Here is a 19,367-nt window from a genome sequence, read left to right on the forward strand (position 1 = left end):
AATCCACATTTAACTCACAAATAATTCTGAGAATTTAACAGCAAAATTGGCTACAACGTGCAACTACTAAGGGTTTGAACGTAGTTTTCCCATGTGGAAAAAATTAAAATTCCAAAACTTGTATGGTAAGTGGGAAAAAGTGTTATTTTGTGGTAATAAATGTCAGAAAGGTGTTATAAACGTATAAATGAAAGGTTTTCTTGGTGAATACGAAGCTACATTGGACGCCAAAGGGCGTTTCCTCCTCCCGGCAGGCCTTAAAAAGCAAATGCCTGATGGAGAGATGAAGTTCGTCATCAACAGGGGGTTTGAGAAGTGTCTGACTTTATACCCCATACAAAGTTGGGAGCCTATATATGCGGAGATAAGCAAGTTGAACGATTTTGACCCGAAAGTACGTGAATTCAGGAGGTATTTCATGAACGGTGCAACAGATGTAGAACCGGATACAGCAGGAAGAATCTTATTACCACCAAACCTGAAGGAGCACGCAGCATTAGATAAAGATATAGTTCTGGTTTCTGCATTTAACAAAATTGAAATTTGGGATGCGGGTCAGTATAAAAAGTTCTTTGAATCCTTCTCTTCTGAAACTTTTAGTAACCTGGCACAACAGGTAATGGGAAAGGCTAATGAAGCGGGAATGTAATGGCAAAAAAAAATCACATACCTGATGAAGGTCTGTCTGCTGGTGACCATTTTCCACATCGTGGTAATGATTATCATGTGCCGGTATTGCTTAAAGAATGTATAAATGCATTGTCCATACAGCGTGAAGGTGTATATGTTGATTGCACTTTTGGTGGTGGCGGACATTCCTCCGAAATACTTAGGAATCTGGGACCCACTGGAAAACTTTTCGCATTTGACCAGGATGCTGACGCACAGCGCAACTTGCCTGATGATGACCGGGTGGTATTCGTACCCCACAACTTCAGGCACCTGCAAAGGTTCCTTCGCCTTCACAGGCAAGATGCAGTGCATGGTGTGTTAGCGGATCTTGGTGTTAGTAGTTTCCAGTTTGATGAGCCTCAACGGGGGTTCTCTATAAGATTCGATTCGGAGCTTGATATGAGGATGGACCAGCGTGGTACACTTAAAGCCTCGGATGTGCTTGCCAGTTATACTGAACAGAAATTGCATAAAATTTTTGAGCAGTATGGTGAAGTCACAAATTCGAAGACGCTGGCACGCACTATTGTTGAATTGAGAGGGAAGGTTCCTTTGAATACGATTGGTCAGTTCAAAGCCGCGTTGCAGCCTGTAGTTAAGGGTAATCCAAATAAATATTTGGCCCAGGTGTTTCAGGCATTGCGTATTGAAGTTAATGATGAATTAGGTTCACTTAAAGACCTTCTGCAACAGCTGCCATTAGTTTTAAGACCAGGCGGAAGAGCGGTAATAATAACCTTCCATTCCCTGGAGGACAGGCTTGTGAAAAATTATTTCCGTGATGGAATCTTTGAACCTGAAGAAGATGATAATCCCTTTGAAAACAAGAAGAAACATTCAATGTGGAAAGTGATTACGAAGAAACCAATCTTGCCTTCTGATGCTGAAATGAAGCGAAATCCAAGGGCACGGAGTGCTAAACTCAGGGTTGCAGAAAGGATCTAAATGAGTTGAAATAGAAAATTATAGTATAAAAATAAGGGTTTTGGTGAAATGTTAATGTCCTAATGAACAACCATCCATAATTATTAGATATGGAAAAAGAGAAAAACCAAAGAGAAAAAAGGTTTGGTATAAACTACCAATTCATTATCCGGAACCTGCCCTTTTTCCTTTTTCTGAGTATGCTTGCAGTTGTTTATATATATAATGGTCATTATTCCGATAAGTTGATAAAGGATATAAACAAAACGGGGAAGGAGTTGAAAGAATTGCAATATGAGTACAAGACCATGAAAAGTGAAGTAATGTTTAGGAGCAAACAGTCAGAGCTCGCAAAGGTTGTGGAGCCCATGGGCTTGAAGGAATTGATCACCCCGCCGGTTGTTATAATTGATAGTACAGACAATGAAAATTAAATAATCATAAATCAGCTGCCGCATTGGAAGTTAAACGCGACATACTGTGGAGAGTTTACCTGTGTTTCATTGGTATGGTGGTTTTGTCAGCAGCTGTTCTGGGAAGGGCTCTTTACATACAAAATGCTGAAGGTGAATACTGGCGAAGTAAAAGTGATAGTCTGCATACCCGGATCATTAACCTGGAAGCAGACAGGGGTACTATTTTTAGTTCCGATGGCAGCATGCTAAGTACCTCTATCCCGTATTTCAATATATATATTGATTTTGGTGCAGAAGGACTTCGTGAAAAAAATGGAAAGCGATTCAGGGAAAACATTGATTCACTGAGTCTCTCTTTATCAGGTCTGTTTGCAGACCGATCAACTTCAGAGTATAAGAAATTGCTACAGGCGGGTTTCCGGAAAAAAGACCGATACTTCTTATTGAAGAAGAACATTGATTTTAGTCAATATAAGCAATTACGTCAATTCCCCCTTGTAAGGCAGGGTCGAAATAAGAGTGGGGTTATTGCAGAAGTAAAGAGTAAGCGCTTAAATCCTTTTGGACTTTTGGCAAACAGGACGATTGGCCTGGCAAGAGAAAATGCACAGAATGTTGGATTAGAGCGTACCTACGATAGCCTATTAAGAGGAGCTACTGGAAAAAAGTTGGTAAGGTTTATTGCTGGTGGAGTGGCTGTTCCAGTTGAGGGATATGAAATAGAACCCGAAAATGGAAGGGATCTGGTAACAACCCTGGATGTAAACATTCAGGACATAGCTGAAAACGCACTCATGAAAATGATGGTGCAGAATGAGGCAGTGAATGGTACATGTATTGTCATGGAAGTAGCAACAGGTAAAATAAAAGCTATTGCTAATCTTGGGAAAAGAAAGGAAGGCGAATATTGGGAAGACCTGAATTATGCAATACGAGCTTCAGAACCAGGGTCTACGTTCAAGCTTGCAACAATGTTAGCAGTTCTTGAAGACAAGAAAGCCCATATTGGAAATCATGTTAATCTTGAAAATGGGGTTTGGAAAGTTGGAAGGAGAACGGTTTACGATAGCGAGAGACATAAAAGAACAGAGGTTACTTTGCAACAGGCTTTCGAACTAAGTAGTAATGTGGGAATGGCGAAACTGGCAATGAACTATTACGCGAAAAATCCCATGCAATATATTAATCATCTTCGGAAATTGAAATTGCATGAGGGATCTGGTATAGATCTCGTTGGTGAAACTCGACCAGTAATAAAAACTCCAAAATCAAAAACATGGAGCGCCACTTCATTACCCTGGATGTCTTTTGGTTATGAAGTATTGGTAAGTCCGCTTCAGACATTGATGTTATACAATGCTGTTGCAAATAATGGAACGATGATGCAGCCCTATCTGGTAGAAGAAATCCAGAAGGATGGATTGAAGCTCATTGAAAATCAGCCGAAAATTATGGTGGAAAAGATTGCAAGTGAATCAACCCTAAGCCAATTGCGCACATGTCTGGAAGGAGTGGTAAAGAATGGTACCGGGAAAAGTTTGCAGTCTCCTTTTTATAGTATAGCAGGAAAAACAGGTACTGCTCTGGTAGCAAATGGTAACAGGGGATACTCTGACCATATCTATCAGTCATCATTTGCCGGATATTTTCCAGCAGAAAATCCAAAGTACAGCTGTATAGTAGTTATTGTAAATAAGCCCCATGCACCTGTGTACTATGGTGGCTCGGTAGCAGGACCAGTTTTTAGAGAGGTAGCAGATAAACTTTTTGCATTGCAAGCACAGCAAATTCCGGTAAAAACTGCATTGCTGCCGCCCCAGGATAGTACATCATTTTATTTTTCCGGTAATAGCAGTGAATTACGGACGATCCTTGGAAAGATGAAATTGCCATATCGGGATAGCGTTGGAAACGCAGATTGGGCATCAGTTCAGATGGATACGAATTTTAGGACTGTACTTCATCATAAACCGATTGCTGGTAAAATTATACCTGATTTAAGAGGTATGGGTTTAAGAGATGCCCTTTATGTACTTGAAGAAATGAAAATTAAAGTAGTGGCTAAAGGAACTGGAAAAGTAAAGGTACAATCTATAGATGCGGGAAAACCTGTAACTAAAGATCTTTCCATAACACTCGAACTGAACTAATGGCCATACTACAAGACATATTGTACCAGGTTAAACTTCGTTCCGTGAATGGTGATTTGCAGACTGAAATCAATTCACTTCAAATCGATTCCAGAAAAGTAGTGAATGGAGCTTGTTTTATTGCTTTAAAGGGAACCGAATCGGATGGGCATAATTTTATCCGGAATGCTGTAGATAATGGAGCTATTGCAATTGTTTGCGAATATTTACCGGAAGAACTGCATCCTGATGTTACATACGTGGAGGTTAATAATAGTAGCGAGGCGGTAGGATGGATGGCTCATCATTTTTATGATCAGCCGTCACGCAAATTGAAACTGATTGGTGTAACAGGCACTAATGGAAAAACTACAGTTGCAACCTTGTTATATAAGCTCTTTACAGCGCTGGGATATGATTGTGGACTTATAAGTACTGTGAATAATTTGATAGGGGGGGAAGCGGTCGCCTCAACTCATACAACACCTGATGCAATCAGAATAAATGAGATCTTGTTTAAAATGACTAAGGTAGGATGCAGCTTCGCTTTTATGGAAGTTAGCTCACATTCTGTCCACCAATATAGAATTGCAGGATTGCAGTTTGCAGGTGGAATATTTACCAATATCTCACATGATCACCTTGATTACCATAACACCTTTGATGAGTATATAAGGGTAAAGAAAAAGTTTTTTGACAATTTGCCTGTTACAGCATTTGCTATTTCAAATCTTGATGATAAAAGAGGTGAAGTGATGTTGCAGAATACCCTGGCAACAAAATTTTACTATAGCCTTCGGACTATTGCAGATTTTAAAGGGAAAATCTTGGAGAATAGTCTGACGGGGTTAAACATGATGGTTAATGATCAGGAAGTTCATTTCAGGATGATTGGTGAGTTTAATGCCTATAACCTGCTTGCAGTATATGGGACTGCAATTTGCCTGAACGAAGATAAAAATGAAGTACTGCGATGTCTTAGTGTATTGAGTGGTGCAGAAGGGAGATTTGAGTACGTTATATCGTCTATAGATAAAATAATAGGAATAGTTGATTATGCACATACTCCGGATGCTCTGGAGAATGTACTAAAGGCTATTAATCAATTGCGAAGTGGAAATGAAAGGGTTATAACAGTTGTGGGGTGCGGAGGTAACAGAGACCGGACAAAAAGACCTCTGATGGGCCAGGTAGCATGCGATTATAGTAACAAGGCAATCTTTACTTCTGATAATCCTCGGAATGAAGATCCGAGGTTAATTCTCAAAGACATGGAAAGTGGATTGAATACAGCTGCAAAGAGAAAATTTATTTCCATTGAAGATAGATATGAAGCGATTAAAGCCGCATTTAGTATGGCTGCTCCTGGTGATATAATTCTGATTGCTGGTAAAGGTCATGAGAAATACCAGGAAGTCAAGGGAGTAAGAAATCATTTTGATGACAGGGAAGTAATGTTGAAGGTGATGGAGGAATTAGAAAAGTAAATTGAATAGGTTTAAAATATTGAGGGCTGTGAACAGAGAAACGAAGGATCATTGGATCGTTCAAGATTTTGTTCCTCCTTCAGAAATTCTTAGGACGGTTACAAACAAAACGCTGCACGGCTGGACACCGCGCGGCAGCCAGTAAACAAACAACCATCATGCTGTACCACTTAATTGATTGGTTAAAGGAAATGGGTTTCAAATTCCCGGGAAGTGCACTGTTTCAGTTCATCACTTCCCGGGTATTACTGGCCGTGATTTTATCTTTAATTATCACAACAGTTTTTGGAAAAAAGCTAATAAACTATTTATTACATAAGCAGGTGGGGGAGAGTGTACGTGATTTGGGGCTCCAGGGTGAACAACAAAAGAAAGGCACTCCAACAATGGGTGGTCTTATCATTATACTGGCCATACTATTACCAACTCTATTATTGGCAGATTTAAATAAAGCTTATGTAAGACTCATGATTTTCAGTACTATCTGGCTGGGGATCGTTGGATTTATTGATGATTACCTTAAACTAAGGGCAAAGCGGATAGCTCAACAACAAGGTGTGGCATATAGAAAAGGAGATAAAGATGGATTAGCTGGATGGTTTAAGATATTAGGTCAGGTTGGTTTGGGTCTTATCATCGGATTGACATTACTTTTTAATGAAAACACAAAAGCATGGCGGGAATATAAAGGGATACCCGGAAGTAATGAAGCTGTTAAAACGGTGAAGTTCCAGGAAAAGGAACGCTATTTTGTTGAAGCTGATGAACCCATTTCAACAATTCCTTTTGTTGCCGGACATGAATTCAATTATGCAAAACTGCTTCCCGAAGCACTGCGTGGATTTACTCCTGTTCTGTATATACTAATTGTGATTTTTATTGTAACTGCAGTGTCAAATGGAGCAAATATCACTGATGGGCTTGACGGTTTAGCTACAGGGGTGAGTGCATTGATCGGGATTTGCCTGGGAGTATTCGCATATGCAAGCGGCAACCTGCTTCTTGCTGACTACTTGAATATCATGTATATACCCAATCTTGGGGAGCTGTCTATTTTCATCGGTGCCATGATAGGAGCATGTGTTGGCTTTCTCTGGTACAATGCTTATCCAGCCCAGGTATTTATGGGTGATACCGGAAGTCTTACACTTGGCGGAATCATTGCCGCTCTTGCGATCATTGTGAGAAAAGAATTACTGATCCCCATTTTTTGTGGTGTTTTTCTTGTAGAGAATTTAAGTGTTATGGCGCAGGTAAGTTATTTCAAATATACCCGCCGTAAATATGGAGAAGGTCGAAGAATATTTCTTATGAGTCCCCTTCATCACCATTACCAGAAGTTGGGTTATCATGAAAGTAAAATCGTTACAAGATTTTGGATCGTTACCATATTATGTGTGATTTTTTCGATAGTAACATTGAAGATCCGTTAAGGTAGTATTGAAAAACCGACCGTTGCTGTTAATAGAATTTGTGGTGCAGTTGATCCTATGCTTTTGAAAAACCCCCAATCCGTGGAAAACCATTATTTTATTAATGAGTAAAGAAATTATCATATTAGGGGGAGGCGAAAGTGGCGTAGGGGCCGCTTTATTAGCAAAGCAAAATGGGTTACCCTGTTTTGTGAGTGATGGTGGCAAGTTAAGAGAGGAACACCGGAAGGAACTTTCTGCAGCAATTATCGAGTTTGAGGAAGGATCACATAGTGAAGAAAGAATTCTGAATGCTCACGTAGTCATTAAGAGTCCTGGTATTCCTGAAAAGAATGAACTGGTTAAAAAGATCCGGTTGAAGGGTATAGAGGTGATCAGTGAAATTGAATGGGCAAGCAGATTTATCGGAGATAGTAAAGTGATCGCTATCACTGGAAGTAATGGCAAAACAACTACAACCGCTTTGACTTTTCATATATGCCGGCATGCGGATTTGGATTGTGCGTTGGTTGGAAATATAGGAACATCATTCGCAAGACAAGTGGCCACAGACCCCAAGCCCTGGTATGTAGCGGAGATCAGCAGTTTTCAATTAGATGATATTGTTCATTTTCGCCCGCATGTAGCGATACTTACAAATATAACAGAAGACCATTTAGACAGGTACGATTACATCTTCAATAATTATATCAGGAGTAAATTCCGGATAACGATGAACCAGCAAGCAACTGACCATTTTATTTATTGTGAAGATGATGAAGTTACCAGTAAACATATAAAGGAATTTTCGATCCTATCTAACCCATTACCATTCAGTATGAGAAAAGAAGTACTCCAGGGAGCTTTTATTAAAGACCAGGAAATGACCGTAGTTACAGGCGATGAAAAATTGCAGATGAGCATTTATGATTTTGCTCTTAAGGGGAAACACAATCAATACAACACCATGGCAGCAGGGCTAGCAGCCTCCGTGATAGGACTGCGGAAAAACAAGATTCGGGAGGCGATTCAGTCTTTTGAGGCATTGGAACACCGGATGGAACATGTTGCATCAGTAAGGGGTGTTGAATTTATTAACGACAGTAAAGCAACCAATGTTAACAGTACCTGGTATGCTTTGGAAAGCATGACAGCTCCGGTAATCCTGATTCTTGGGGGCGTGGATAAGGGCAATGATTATTCGCTTATTCTTGAATTAGTGAAAGAAAAAGTAAAAGGCATTGTTTGTATGGGAACTGATAACACTAAGATCCATCAGGCATTCCAGAATGATGTTGCTGTAATAGTCAATACAACGAGTGCAGCTGAAGCAGTCCATTCCGCTTTTCAACTTGCTGACAAAGGCGATGTTGTTTTGTTAAGTCCGGCCTGTGCCAGTTTTGACCTGTTTAAAAATTATGAGGATCGGGGTAATCAGTTCAAGGAAGCTGTGAAAGCATTATAATGCTTTTAATGACCTTGTCAATTTGAAATAAGTAAGAATGAACCATCTGCTTAATAAAACACGTGGCGATAAAGTAATCTGGACACTGGTTGTGCTCCTGGCCATGATGTCATTACTGGTGGTATACAGTTCTACTGGCTCATTGGCATATAAAATGTATCGGGGTAATACTGAGGTTTATTTATTTAAGCAGGTTGTATTTATTGCAATTGGACTGATGTTGATTTATTTTGCTCACCTTATAAATTATACGCTGTTTTCAAGAATAGCACAGGTGCTTTTTTGGATCACGGTACCACTACTTTTATATACATTGTTCTTCGGAGTTAAACTTAATGAAGGGAGTCGTTGGATCAGGCTGCCTATAATTAACCTGACCTTCCAGACCTCTGACCTTGCAAAGCTTGCATTGTTTATGTATCTCAGCAGGATGCTCAGTAAAAAGCAGAACATTATAAAGGATTTCAAAACAGGTTTTGTGCCAGTGATTATCCCAATAGTAATCACATGCCTGTTGATAGCGCCAGCCAATCTTTCGACCGCTCTTCTAACAGGCGCTACCAGCATGATGTTATTGTTTATTGGAAGAGTAAGAATGAAGCATCTTTTTCTGACAGGGTTGGTTGCAATGATTCCTGTTCTCCTGTTGATCCTATCAGCAGTCATCCAACATAACAGTAATGGTATAAAAGCAAAAGCAGAGAACCGGTCAAGGCTAACAGCAAGAGTCAATACTTGGGTGAACAGAGTTGAAACTTTTATGTACGGTGGCAACTCTCAGGATGATGAAGATAATTATCAGGTTAACCAGGCTAAGATTGCAATTGCAAAGGGAGGAATTGTTGGACTAGGCCCCGGAAATAGCGAACAAAGAAATTTCCTTCCCCATCCTTATTCTGATTTTATTTATGCGATTATAATTGAAGAATATGGGATTGTAGGTGGGGCTGTTGTAATGTTTGTATATCTGATATTCCTTTTCAGGAGTATACAGTTATTTAGGAAATGTCCATATGCCTTCGGAGCATTTCTCGCATTGGCGTTAAGTTTTACCCTCGTTATTCAGGCAATGGCGAATATGGCTGTGAATGTTAATTTATTCCCGGTTACCGGCGTCACTCTCCCTTTATTAAGTATGGGCGGAAGTTCTTTCCTGTTTACCTGTGTGGCAATAGGCTTGATTTTAAGCGTGTCGAGGTATGTTGAAAAAAGTGAACTTAAACCAGCTGTGCAATCTTCACCCGAAAATGAATTAAGCTGATGGGTAAGAGGATAATTATAGCAGGTGGAGGTACCGGGGGACATATATTTCCCGCAATTGCCATTGCGAATGCCCTGAAGAAACAGGATCCCTCAGTAGAGATACTTTTTATTGGAGCAAAGGGTAAGATGGAAATGGAAAAAGTGCCTCAGTCCGGCTATGAGATAAAGGGCTTGGATATTGCGGGCTTTAACAGGAGTTCAGTGATAAAAAATATAAGCTTACCATTTAAGCTGATTAGAAGTTTTTTCCAGGTTCGAAGCATATTCAGGTATTTTATTCCCGATGCTGTTTTTGGAGTAGGTGGATATTCAAGCTTCCCGGTTTTGCGTTACGCCCAACAAAAAAGGATTCCAACATTTTTACACGAGGCTAATGCATTTGCAGGGAAATCTAACCAGATATTAGGCAGGAAAGCCACACGGGTTTTTGTTGCAACAGGTGGGATGGATAAATTTTTTCCGGCAAACAAGATCAAGGTGACTGGAAATCCCGTAAGGGCTTCCATAGTTCATGCTGCGATCAAACGTGATGATGCATTACGTTTCTTTGGACTTGATCCTGAAAGAAAAACTATTTTATCAATAGGGGGGAGTCTTGGGGCGAAAAGTATAAATGAAGCTATTGATGCAGGCCTTTCCGAATTTGAAAAAAATGATCTCCAGCTAATTTGGCAAACAGGTAAGCCTTATGCCCAAAGGGGAAAGGAAGCTGCAACAGGTCATACAGGCATTTGGGTGGATGAGTTTATTTCACGTATGGAGAACGCCTATGCGGCTGCCGATCTGATTATTTCAAGAGCAGGCGCAATGGCTATCGCTGAAATATGTGTAGTAAATAAACCTGTTATACTGGTACCCTACCCACATGCAGCAGAAGATCACCAGACCGTGAATGCCAGGAATTTAGTGAGTAATAATGCAGCTCTCATGATTACTGATAAAGAAGCTGCACAAAAGTTAGTGCCAACAGTAATCGCACTTGCTAAAGACCAGGCATTGCAGAATAAGCTTATTGAAAATATCACACCTTTGGGTATAATGGATGCAGACGATGTGATAGCAAAAGAAGTTCTGAGTTTAATTGTTTAAAACATAAAATTCATCTTGATCAATTTAAATGACATAAAAGAAGTTTACTTCCTTGGAATAGGTGGAATCGGGATGAGTGCCCTTGCCCGTTATTTTCATGCACTTGGTAAAAAGGTTAGTGGGTATGATAAAACAGCTACTCCTCTTACGGCTGAATTAGAGAACGAAGGTGTCAACATTCATTTCCAGGAAGATATTGCAGCATTACCTGCAAGTCCTGACCTCGTTATTTACACTCCAGCAGTACCATCAGAACATATTGAATATGTTCACTTCCAGCAGATGGGTACGTTAATGATGAAAAGGAGTGAAGTGCTGGGACTTATCAGTAATAATACATTTAATATATGTATAGCCGGAACGCATGGCAAAACCACCACCTCAAGTATGACAGCTCATTTGTTACGTCACACGGGATATGGATGTAATGCTTTTCTAGGAGGTATTACCGTCAATTATAATACTAATTTCTGGAGTCATCCACGCCATGTTGCGGTTATAGAAGCAGATGAGTATGACAGAAGTTTCCTGAGATTAAGTCCTGATATCGCCGTGATCACATCTATGGATGCTGACCACCTGGATATTTATGGAACAGAGGAATCGGTGCAGGAAGCGTTCATTGAATTCGGCAGGAAGCTGAAACCTGGGGGTATTTTGTTTAGTAAATACGGGTTATCAAGATCCGAATCACTGTCTGCCACCAAACATTATACCTACAGCTTAAATGATCCGTCAGCAGATATTTATGCAAAGAATATCATCATGCAGGAAGGGGGCTATCGTTTCTCGGTGGTTTTTCCTGATGGAGTTATTGACGAGATCATCCTGAATATGGGTGGCCTTCATAATGTTGAAAATGCAGTTGTTTCGATTGCAATTGCGAGAAACCTTGAGATTGAGCAAGTAAAGATCAAAGATGCAATAGAGGCATTCAGAGGGGTAAAAAGGCGATTCGAGTATATATTAAAGACTAAGGATATGGTATTCGTGGATGATTATGCACATCATCCGGAAGAACTCAAAGTACTTATCAGTGGAGCGAAATCCTTATTCCCGGACAGGAAGTGTACCGTGATCTTTCAGCCACATCTTTATTCAAGAACCAGGGATCTTGCTGAAGCATTTTCTGCAAGCCTTGATCTGGCAGATGAAGTAATATTGCTACCCATATACCCTGCCAGGGAGATGCCGATCGAGGGTGTTAGTAGTGAAATAATTAGCCGTAATATCAGTAGTGAAAAAGTTAAACTCTTAAATAAGGAGCAACTACTAAACCATTTAGCCGGCAATTATTTGCATGATGATATTAATAGATTAATTATCACCGCCGGTGCAGGTGATATTGACACGCTTGTAAAACCTATAAAAGAATTATTCAATTGAAATGAATAAATCCAGGATCAATATCAAAAAAATTATTGCTGCCTTTCTCTGGCTGGTAGCCACCATTTCTTTGGTGGTGGTGCTGGTGGCAGCAATCAATACGAGTAATGATGCTACTTGTGCAGGAATAGAAGTAGAGATCCGGAACGATGAAAATTTCCTTTTCCTTGATCGTAAACAAGTTCTCAATCTTCTTATTGATTCGAGGAATGGGACAATCAAAGGAAGGCCTGTCGCAGAAATAGATTTACGAAAGCTCGAGGCAATTCTCAGGAAAAATATATGGGTGAAAGATGCCCAGCTTTTTTTTGATAAAGACCGGGTACTGCAGGTACTTGTAAAGCAGAAGGAACCAATTGCCCGGATATTTACTCAGGCGGGAAACTCTTATTACCTCGATACGAGTGGTACATACCTTCCCTTATCACAAGGAAGGCCTGCAATAAAATTGCCCGTCTACACAGGATTACCCCCTAAGCTGAATTTATCTCGGCACACTGATAGTTCGTTATTAGCTGATATTTTATCCATTAATAAAACCTTGATCCAGGATTCATTTTGGTCGGCCCAGATAAGCCAGGTGTCAGTTACTCCCTTGAATGAATTTGAAATGGTACCATTAATAGGGGACCATATAATACTCTTTGGGGATGGGAAGGAAAGTGATAAAAAGTTTCGGCAACTGGAAATATTTTACAGGAATGTGATGGTTAAAACAGGATTCAATTATTACAGTGAAATCAATGTGAAATATGATCAACAGGTAATTGGTAAAAGACGAAATGCAATATCCACATCCGTGGATAAAAAAAGATGGATGGTTAATGTTAGTGCAGCACCTTTAGCGGTTAGTAGTAATGCGCAGGCCGCAGAAACTACTGCAGCCAACCTATCCCATCCCCATAGAAAAACTATTCCGGCCCAATCCGCATTGAAACCTGTTGCAATTCACAAGGCGATAATGAATAAACAAAACAACTAAAAACAACATAGCATGAATTACGAACAGCCCATTATTGTTGGACTCGATATTGGAACGACAAAGATCGCTGCCATTGCGGGTCGCAAAAATGAGTTTGGCAAACTGGAGATTCTGGGATTTGGTCGTGCAAACAGCAACGGCGTAAAACATGGCCAGGTATTAAATATTGATGAAACAATAAAAGCTATAGCTGCGGCACTTGAAAATTGTTACGCATCTAATCCTAATCTTGAAATAAGTGAAGTGTATGTTGGTATTGCAGGCCACCATATTAAGAGTCTCCAGACCCGTGGTGATATTGTGCGTCAGACAACTGAGGAAGAGATTTCCCAACGTGAGATTGACCAGTTGATTGCTGACCAATACAAAACTTATATCCCTGCAGGCGACCAGATCATTGATGTGATACCGCAGGAATTCACGGTAGATAATTTTCAAAACATTCCTAACCCCATAGGTTATGGTGGGGTGAAGGTGGGAGCTAATTTCCATATCATTACAGGCGATAAGAATGCCATACGAAATATTAACAGGGCTGTAGAGAAGAGTGGATTACATACAAAAGACCTCGTGCTGCAGCCTCTTGCTTCTGCAGCAGCGGTAATGGGGCAGGAAGATATTGAAGCCGGGGTGGCCATCGTAGATATTGGAGGCGGCACTACAGACCTCGCTGTGTTCTATGAAGGCATTCTAAAGCATACAGCAGTTATACCTTTCGGAGGCGAGAATATCACTAACGATATTAAAACAGGTCTGGGGGTATTAAAAACGCAGGCGGAGCAGATGAAAGTCCAGTTTGGCTCAGCTCTTGCTAATGAAGCAAAGGCGAATGCATTCATAACAATACCGGGTATGCGCGGACTGCCTCCTAAGGAGATCAGCGTAAAGAATCTTGCAAATATTATCCAGGCAAGGATGAGTGAGATCATGGACTTTGTGACCTATCATCTTAAACAGGTGGGTATGGATAGTAGAATGCTCAATGGTGGAATCGTACTTACAGGTGGAGGATCACAACTAAAGCATCTTATCCAATTAACAGAATATGTAACCGGATTAAATGCGCGTATTGGTTATCCAAATGAGCATCTGAAATCCGGACATATTGATGAACTCACCAAGCCTGTATATGCTACCTGCATAGGTCTTATACTTAAGGGATACGATGATTATGAAAGAAATCGTAAGCAGTTTGATCAACGTTACAAAGCAGTTGAGATACCAAATGATCTGCGAAAAGCCATAGAAGAAGATTCAGCAAATGGACAGGAAGATAAAGTTGAAGAAGTAGTGGCAACCGGAAAGCGAAAGGCAGGATTAAATGTAAATGGATTCTGGAACAAGTTCAAAGACAACCTGATTGATCTTTTTAAAGAAGAGGAAGATCATAAACTATAATATCGCCTGATCCATTTTAATTTTCGATTAACCCATTAATAATTGTGAAATGATACACTTTGATTTACCTAAAGAAAAATCATCCATCATTAAGGTGATTGGTGTTGGAGGTGGTGGCAGCAATGCTGTTAACCATATGTTTAGTCAAAGTATTGACGGGGTGAATTTCATCATATGCAATACTGACGCCCAGGCTATAGCGCTGAGCGACGTTCCCAATAAGATCCAGCTTGGTCCGCATCTTACCCAGGGCCTGGGAGCTGGCGCAAATCCTGAAATTGGCAAACAGGCAACTGAAGAAAGTTTAGAAGAGATCAAGCGCATTCTGGAAGTGAATACCAAGATGGCATTTATTACCGCCGGAATGGGCGGTGGCACAGGTACCGGAGGTGCACCTATCATCGCAAAGATTTGTAAGGATCTTGGAGTACTTACTGTCGGTATTGTTACCACACCATTTTCTTATGAAGGAAGGAAGCGGCAACTCCAGGCCGAAGAGGGTATTCAGCAACTAAAACAGAATGTAGATACCTTACTTGTTATCAGCAATGACAAACTCCGTCATCAGTATGGTAACCTGAAAATGAAGGAAGCATTTGAGAAAGCCGACAATGTATTGGCAACAGCAGCAAAATGTATCACTGATGTTATTAGCAGTACCGGTCAGATCAATGTTGACTTTGCAGATGTATGCACAGTAATGCGCAATGGCGGAGTAGCCATACTTGGAAATGCAGCATCTAATGGAGAGAATCGCGCTCAACGTGCCATTGAGGAAGCACTTAATTCACCACTACTTAATGATAATGATATCAGAGGTGCGAGATGGATTCTTATAAATATCAATTCTGCAGAGGGTGAACACGAGTTCACTATGGATGAAGTGGATATCATTCAGAATTATTTATTGAATCAGGCAGGTGAGGACACGGATGTTATACTTGGATTGGGTTATGATAATTCATTAGGTGACAGGATTGGTATAACGCTCATTGCTACGGGGTTTGAATACAAGGATCCATTTAATAAGAGAGAGGTTAAAAAACCGGAGCAGAAGAAAGAAGAGAAGATAGTTATGACATTGGTTTCCCGTACTGAAGAAACAAAGGTTTATGACCAGCCTGTACTGCCTTTTGTTACAGATGAGAAATCAGCATCAGATCCGGTTAAGATCAAAGGTGAAAGAACAACTTCTGTAATCATGCCTGCAATTAAGGATACCCTTGCAGAAGACCTTCAACCGAAGTTGGTAGAGGAAAAACCTCAGATTTCGGAACCTAAAGAGAATAAGGTTCCGGTAATATTTTTCTCAGATGAAGAGTCAGAGGAAATAAAGGGAAACGAAGAAAAGATCGAATTTAAACTTGTTGAAAATAATTCTTCGGTGTCTGCAGCATCCGGAGGATACTTGGCCAAGCCTTCCAATATTTATGCAGAACCGGCTAACAGGCCGGAAACAAATTCCAGGCCCCAATACACGTCTCCTGTGAACGAACAACCAATTGCTCAACAGTTGCCGGCATTGCCACAGAAAGAGGAAGAACCCTCGTTCGATATGCAACTGGTGATCAAGGATCATTCTCCTGCGGCGGATAAGCCAGGGGCACCATCAGCTCAACCTAAAGAACATGTTCCTGCTGAGGAGCCGGCAATGCCGGACGAAGCGGATGAACAAAAAAGGAAAGCCGCTGAAAGAATACAGAAACTAAGAAATCTGTCATTCAACATCAATGCAGCCGACCCTAACAATGAGTTTGACACTGTGCCAGCATATATCCGCCGCAATCTTGAACTCTATAACACTGTTTCACCGGCTGAGAATTTCTACAGCAACTATACTGTGAAAACAGATGAGCATAATAATACCCAGATCAGTACCATCAATACTTTCCTTGATGGTAAAAAACCGGACTAAGCACATGTATTCCGTCTTTGAAAACAAAGTTTGTTTTTAGTTGTTTATCCTTATGGATAGTCGGCCCCACGCTTTTGCGAGGGGCCTTTTTTAATTCCCAACCACCATAATTATATGCAAACCATCCTTATTACCGGCGGTACAGGCCTTATTGGAAAAGCACTGACTGGACTTTTGATCAGCAGACAATACAAAGTGATCATACTAACAAGGGAGCCATCGCGATATAAAAATAAAAAGGTGGAGGGGGTGAGTTATGCCTCCTGGGATGTGGAAAAGGGCGAGATGGATAAACAAGCGCTTTCTTCCGCCGATCACATCGTTCATCTGGCGGGGGCAGGCGTTGCTGATAAAAGATGGTCAACTAGTAGAAAGAGAGAAATTGTGGATAGCAGGGTTAAAAGCGGGGAGCTGATTTGCCGTGTATTAAGAGAAACACCTAATAAGGTTCAGTCCGTTATTAGTGCTTCTGCAATAGGTTGGTATGGTAAGGATCCATCAATCCCTAATGAATTTCCCTTTAACGAAACAGATCCCTCCTCAAATGATTTTTTGGGCGATACGGCGCGTCAATGGGAGAGTAGCGTTCTTCCAGTTGAAGATATGGGGAAGCGACTGGTTATTTTGAGGACTGGAATTGTTTTGTCAGCAAATGGAGGCGCGATGGCAGAATTCATAAAGCCAATCCGGCTTGGTATTGCAGCAATTCTTGGTAGTGGTGAACAGATGATCAGCTGGATCCATATTAATGATATGGTACGTATGTATGCCGACGTTATAGAAAAGCGCGACTATAAAGGCGTTTATAATGCAGTAGCGCCTCATCCTGTAAGTAATAAAGAACTTACATTATTACTTGCCAGGAAAATGAAAGGAAATGCCTTTGTTCCAATTCATGTGCCTGTATTTATGCTTAAACTTATTTTGGGAGAAATGAGTATTGAAGTCCTGAAAAGCACCACGGTTAGTGCATCAAAGATCAGTAAGGCAGGTTTCCAGTTTGCATATCCTGATATAAATGCAGCAATAAATTCACTGATCTAAGGGTTTGTGACAATCTAGAGATCCCTTTTAAAATAAATTATATAATTAAGCAACCAGGTTACCAATATTAATATCACTGTATATATTGTATGGTTTGAAACAGCTTCCAGGCTTGCCTTGTAGGCCGATTCATCAAACCTGCTCAGGAAAGCAGGAGGAGGAAGGATCCGGTCAGAAATTTCAAGTGGGAAAAATTGGCCCATATCATTTTTCAGAAATTTATACTTGAAGAGATTTACAGCTATTGGTTCGGCAACAATGGAATAAAATAGAAAAATTGCCATTGCTATGAATGATTTTTTCACAACCAATCCAACGAGAAATGCTAGTGATAACTGTGAAAATGTCTGCAGAGCAAACAACCCGATATAAGATGATTGTTCCCACTTGTTTGAGCTGATATCACTTGTATTTGCATTGCCGATAATTATCGTCACAATCGTATAAAGAATAGTGAAAATTATTGTTATCAATACAACATTCAGAAGTTTGGCAAGTATAAACTGGTTCCTGCTCCACCCATCAATTATATTCTGCCTGTTGGTTCGGTAAGTATATTCATTTGTAATAAGCATTATCACCACTACCGCCGGAATAAATACTACCATTGATGAAAAGTAAGCAGTGGTGCGCCATACCCCGGGAAAACTAAAGGGATTGCCAATGAACATCTTAAAAACCTGTCCCGCACCTGATTTTTTTTCGCTTATCGTGTGGTAGATATTCAAAAAAATATAATTGACTCCCGGATAGGATAGTATACATAAGCCAATCAATAACCAAAATATTGGATACTTGTTTATTTTGAGCCATTCCGTTCCTAAGAGTGATACCATGATGATCAATTTCCCGTTAATTCAAAGAATCTGGTTTCTAGTTTTTTCTTTTGTATAGAAAGGTGATGTAAAACGATTCCTCTTTCAAAACAAAACTGGTTTAAATCTGCCGGGTTAATTTTTCCCCTCATACAATACACCTGCAGGTAAGGGCCTTCCCGCTTAATGTTTACAATATCTTTATATTGTTCAAGTACTGCTTTTAGTGAGTTGTTGTCAGATGAAGCTATCTCAATTATATCTTCATCTGATAAGACCTCATCCACGGGTCCGGTTGAAACGATTTTACCCGTTTTCAAAATAGCAACATGCGTACAAACTTTTTCCACTTCATTAAGTAGGTGGCTGGCCATGATAATTGTATGCCCTTTTTCCTGTAGTTCTCTGATAAGCCTCCTCACTTCTGCTATACCAACCGGATCGAGCCCATTGGTTGGCTCATCCAAAACCAATACTCCCGGATCTCCAAGGAGGGCCGCAGCTATAGCAAGTCTTTGTTTCATTCCCAAACTATACGTGCTGAAGCGGCTGTTACGTCGATCATGGAGATTAACTGCATACAATACTTTTTCAATATCCTCCGGATTTCCTCTGCCGCTTATGCTTTGTGTGATCTTAAGATTGTTTATTGCTGAGAGATAATGGTAAAAATTAGGCGTCTCGAGCAGAGATCCGATTTTTTTACGCTGATCATTATTGCTGGCTTGTCCAAACCAGGAAAAATTTCCTGCATCCGGATTCAGCACATTGAGGATGATACTTAGTAGAGTAGTCTTCCCGCTTCCATTGGGCCCGAGTATTCCAAATACACTTCCTTTTGGCACCTGCAGACTAACGCCTTGCAGTGCCTTAATTGAGCCATATGATTTGGAGATATTTTCAATTTCCAGAACAGGCATTTCTTTTTTATCAATTTATGCCTTGTATCACAGACAAGAAAACATTTTTA

16 protein-coding genes are annotated in these 19,367 nt (G+C 40.4%); 14 read left to right on the forward strand and 2 right to left on the reverse strand.

All coding sequences use genetic code 11. The features are described from left to right. The first annotated feature begins 187 nt into the window (after positions 1–187). The 14 genes from mraZ (at position 188) to HY58_RS03035 (ending at position 17,582) form a co-directional block, all read left to right on the forward strand. Entirely contained in the window at positions 188–649 is a 462-nt protein-coding gene (gene mraZ, locus HY58_RS02970) for a division/cell wall cluster transcriptional repressor MraZ (protein ID WP_039127342.1), read from the forward strand. Then, entirely contained in the window at positions 649–1,617 is a 969-nt protein-coding gene (gene rsmH / locus HY58_RS02975; protein ID WP_082022029.1) for a 16S rRNA (cytosine(1402)-N(4))-methyltransferase RsmH, read from the forward strand. The genes mraZ and rsmH overlap by 1 nt, the downstream gene beginning before the upstream one ends. Before the next feature lie 89 nt (positions 1,618–1,706). Further along, a complete protein-coding gene (locus HY58_RS02980) occupies positions 1,707–2,030 on the forward strand; it encodes an FtsL-like putative cell division protein (protein WP_039127345.1) in 324 nt (107 codons plus the stop codon). 23 nt (positions 2,031–2,053) lie between these two features. After that, positions 2,054–4,162: a penicillin-binding protein gene (locus tag HY58_RS02985; protein ID WP_039127349.1), complete on the forward strand. Its 2,109-nt coding sequence runs from the start codon at positions 2,054–2,056 to the stop codon at positions 4,160–4,162. Then, positions 4,162–5,628, forward strand: a complete 1,467-nt coding sequence (locus HY58_RS02990) for a UDP-N-acetylmuramoyl-L-alanyl-D-glutamate--2,6-diaminopimelate ligase (protein WP_039127351.1) — start codon at positions 4,162–4,164, stop codon at positions 5,626–5,628. The genes HY58_RS02985 and HY58_RS02990 overlap by 1 nt, the downstream gene beginning before the upstream one ends. A 158-nt stretch (positions 5,629–5,786) precedes the next feature. Continuing rightward, positions 5,787–7,061 (forward strand): phospho-N-acetylmuramoyl-pentapeptide-transferase, encoded by a 1,275-nt coding sequence (mraY, locus tag HY58_RS02995; protein ID WP_039128000.1) that lies wholly within the window; start codon positions 5,787–5,789, stop codon positions 7,059–7,061. A gap of 103 nt (positions 7,062–7,164) precedes the next feature. Continuing rightward, positions 7,165–8,505 (forward strand): UDP-N-acetylmuramoyl-L-alanine--D-glutamate ligase, encoded by a 1,341-nt coding sequence (gene murD, locus HY58_RS03000; protein ID WP_039127353.1) that lies wholly within the window; start codon positions 7,165–7,167, stop codon positions 8,503–8,505. Between the two features lie 37 nt (positions 8,506–8,542). Continuing rightward, positions 8,543–9,766 (forward strand): FtsW/RodA/SpoVE family cell cycle protein, encoded by a 1,224-nt coding sequence (locus tag HY58_RS03005; RefSeq protein WP_039127357.1) that lies wholly within the window; start codon positions 8,543–8,545, stop codon positions 9,764–9,766. Next, positions 9,766–10,857, forward strand: coding sequence for an undecaprenyldiphospho-muramoylpentapeptide beta-N-acetylglucosaminyltransferase (gene murG / locus HY58_RS03010; protein ID WP_039127360.1), 1,092 nt, complete (start codon positions 9,766–9,768; stop codon positions 10,855–10,857). Before HY58_RS03005 ends, murG begins: the two co-directional genes overlap by 1 nt. Before the next feature lie 15 nt (positions 10,858–10,872). Then, positions 10,873–12,243 (forward strand): UDP-N-acetylmuramate--L-alanine ligase, encoded by a 1,371-nt coding sequence (gene murC, locus HY58_RS03015; RefSeq protein WP_039127363.1) that lies wholly within the window; start codon positions 10,873–10,875, stop codon positions 12,241–12,243. 1 nt (position 12,244) lies between these two features. Then, the gene (locus tag HY58_RS18685; protein WP_052323799.1) at positions 12,245–13,225 is read left to right on the forward strand and encodes a cell division protein FtsQ/DivIB; all 981 of its coding nucleotides are present in this window, start codon (positions 12,245–12,247) and stop codon (positions 13,223–13,225) included. A gap of 12 nt (positions 13,226–13,237) precedes the next feature. Continuing rightward, positions 13,238–14,623, forward strand: coding sequence for a cell division protein FtsA (ftsA, locus tag HY58_RS03025; protein ID WP_039127367.1), 1,386 nt, complete (start codon positions 13,238–13,240; stop codon positions 14,621–14,623). A 49-nt stretch (positions 14,624–14,672) separates the two neighbouring features. Then, on the forward strand, positions 14,673–16,538 hold the full coding sequence (gene ftsZ, locus HY58_RS03030; protein WP_039127370.1) for a cell division protein FtsZ: 1,866 nt from the start codon (positions 14,673–14,675) through the stop codon (positions 16,536–16,538). 114 nt (positions 16,539–16,652) lie between these two features. Beyond that, positions 16,653–17,582: a TIGR01777 family oxidoreductase gene (locus HY58_RS03035; protein WP_039127373.1), complete on the forward strand. Its 930-nt coding sequence runs from the start codon at positions 16,653–16,655 to the stop codon at positions 17,580–17,582. A gap of 14 nt (positions 17,583–17,596) precedes the next feature. Here the strand turns inward: HY58_RS03035 and HY58_RS03040 are convergent, their stop codons facing one another. Beyond that, positions 17,597–18,418 (reverse strand): ABC transporter permease, encoded by an 822-nt coding sequence (locus HY58_RS03040; RefSeq protein WP_039127376.1) that lies wholly within the window; start codon positions 18,416–18,418, stop codon positions 17,597–17,599. Positions 18,419–18,423: 5 nt separating this feature from the next. Next, entirely contained in the window at positions 18,424–19,317 is an 894-nt protein-coding gene (locus HY58_RS03045; protein WP_039127379.1) for an ABC transporter ATP-binding protein, read from the reverse strand. Positions 19,318–19,367: the final 50 nt, after the last annotated feature.

The sequence above is a fragment of the Flavihumibacter sp. ZG627 genome, from assembly GCF_000814325.1.
Classification (GTDB): domain Bacteria; phylum Bacteroidota; class Bacteroidia; order Chitinophagales; family Chitinophagaceae; genus Flavihumibacter.

Bases quoted from the DNA above. Each gene is read 5' to 3' on its own strand.
- mraZ (WP_039127342.1), top strand. From the start codon at position 188: ATGAAAGGTTTTCTTGGTGAATACGAAGCTACATTGGACGCCAAAGGG.
- rsmH (WP_082022029.1), top strand. From the start codon at position 649: ATGGCAAAAAAAAATCACATACCTGATGAAGGTCTGTCTGCTGGTGAC.
- HY58_RS02980 (WP_039127345.1), top strand. From the start codon at position 1,707: ATGGAAAAAGAGAAAAACCAAAGAGAAAAAAGGTTTGGTATAAACTAC.
- HY58_RS02990 (WP_039127351.1), top strand. From the start codon at position 4,162: ATGGCCATACTACAAGACATATTGTACCAGGTTAAACTTCGTTCCGTG.
- mraY (WP_039128000.1), top strand. From the start codon at position 5,787: ATGCTGTACCACTTAATTGATTGGTTAAAGGAAATGGGTTTCAAATTC.
- murD (WP_039127353.1), top strand. From the start codon at position 7,165: ATGAGTAAAGAAATTATCATATTAGGGGGAGGCGAAAGTGGCGTAGGG.
- HY58_RS03005 (WP_039127357.1), top strand. From the start codon at position 8,543: ATGAACCATCTGCTTAATAAAACACGTGGCGATAAAGTAATCTGGACA.
- murG (WP_039127360.1), top strand. From the start codon at position 9,766: ATGGGTAAGAGGATAATTATAGCAGGTGGAGGTACCGGGGGACATATA.
- HY58_RS18685 (WP_052323799.1), top strand. From the start codon at position 12,245: ATGAATAAATCCAGGATCAATATCAAAAAAATTATTGCTGCCTTTCTC.
- ftsA (WP_039127367.1), top strand. From the start codon at position 13,238: ATGAATTACGAACAGCCCATTATTGTTGGACTCGATATTGGAACGACA.
- ftsZ (WP_039127370.1), top strand. From the start codon at position 14,673: ATGATACACTTTGATTTACCTAAAGAAAAATCATCCATCATTAAGGTG.
- HY58_RS03035 (WP_039127373.1), top strand. From the start codon at position 16,653: ATGCAAACCATCCTTATTACCGGCGGTACAGGCCTTATTGGAAAAGCA.
- HY58_RS03040 (WP_039127376.1), bottom strand. From the start codon at position 18,418: ATGGTATCACTCTTAGGAACGGAATGGCTCAAAATAAACAAGTATCCA.
- HY58_RS03045 (WP_039127379.1), bottom strand. From the start codon at position 19,317: ATGCCTGTTCTGGAAATTGAAAATATCTCCAAATCATATGGCTCAATT.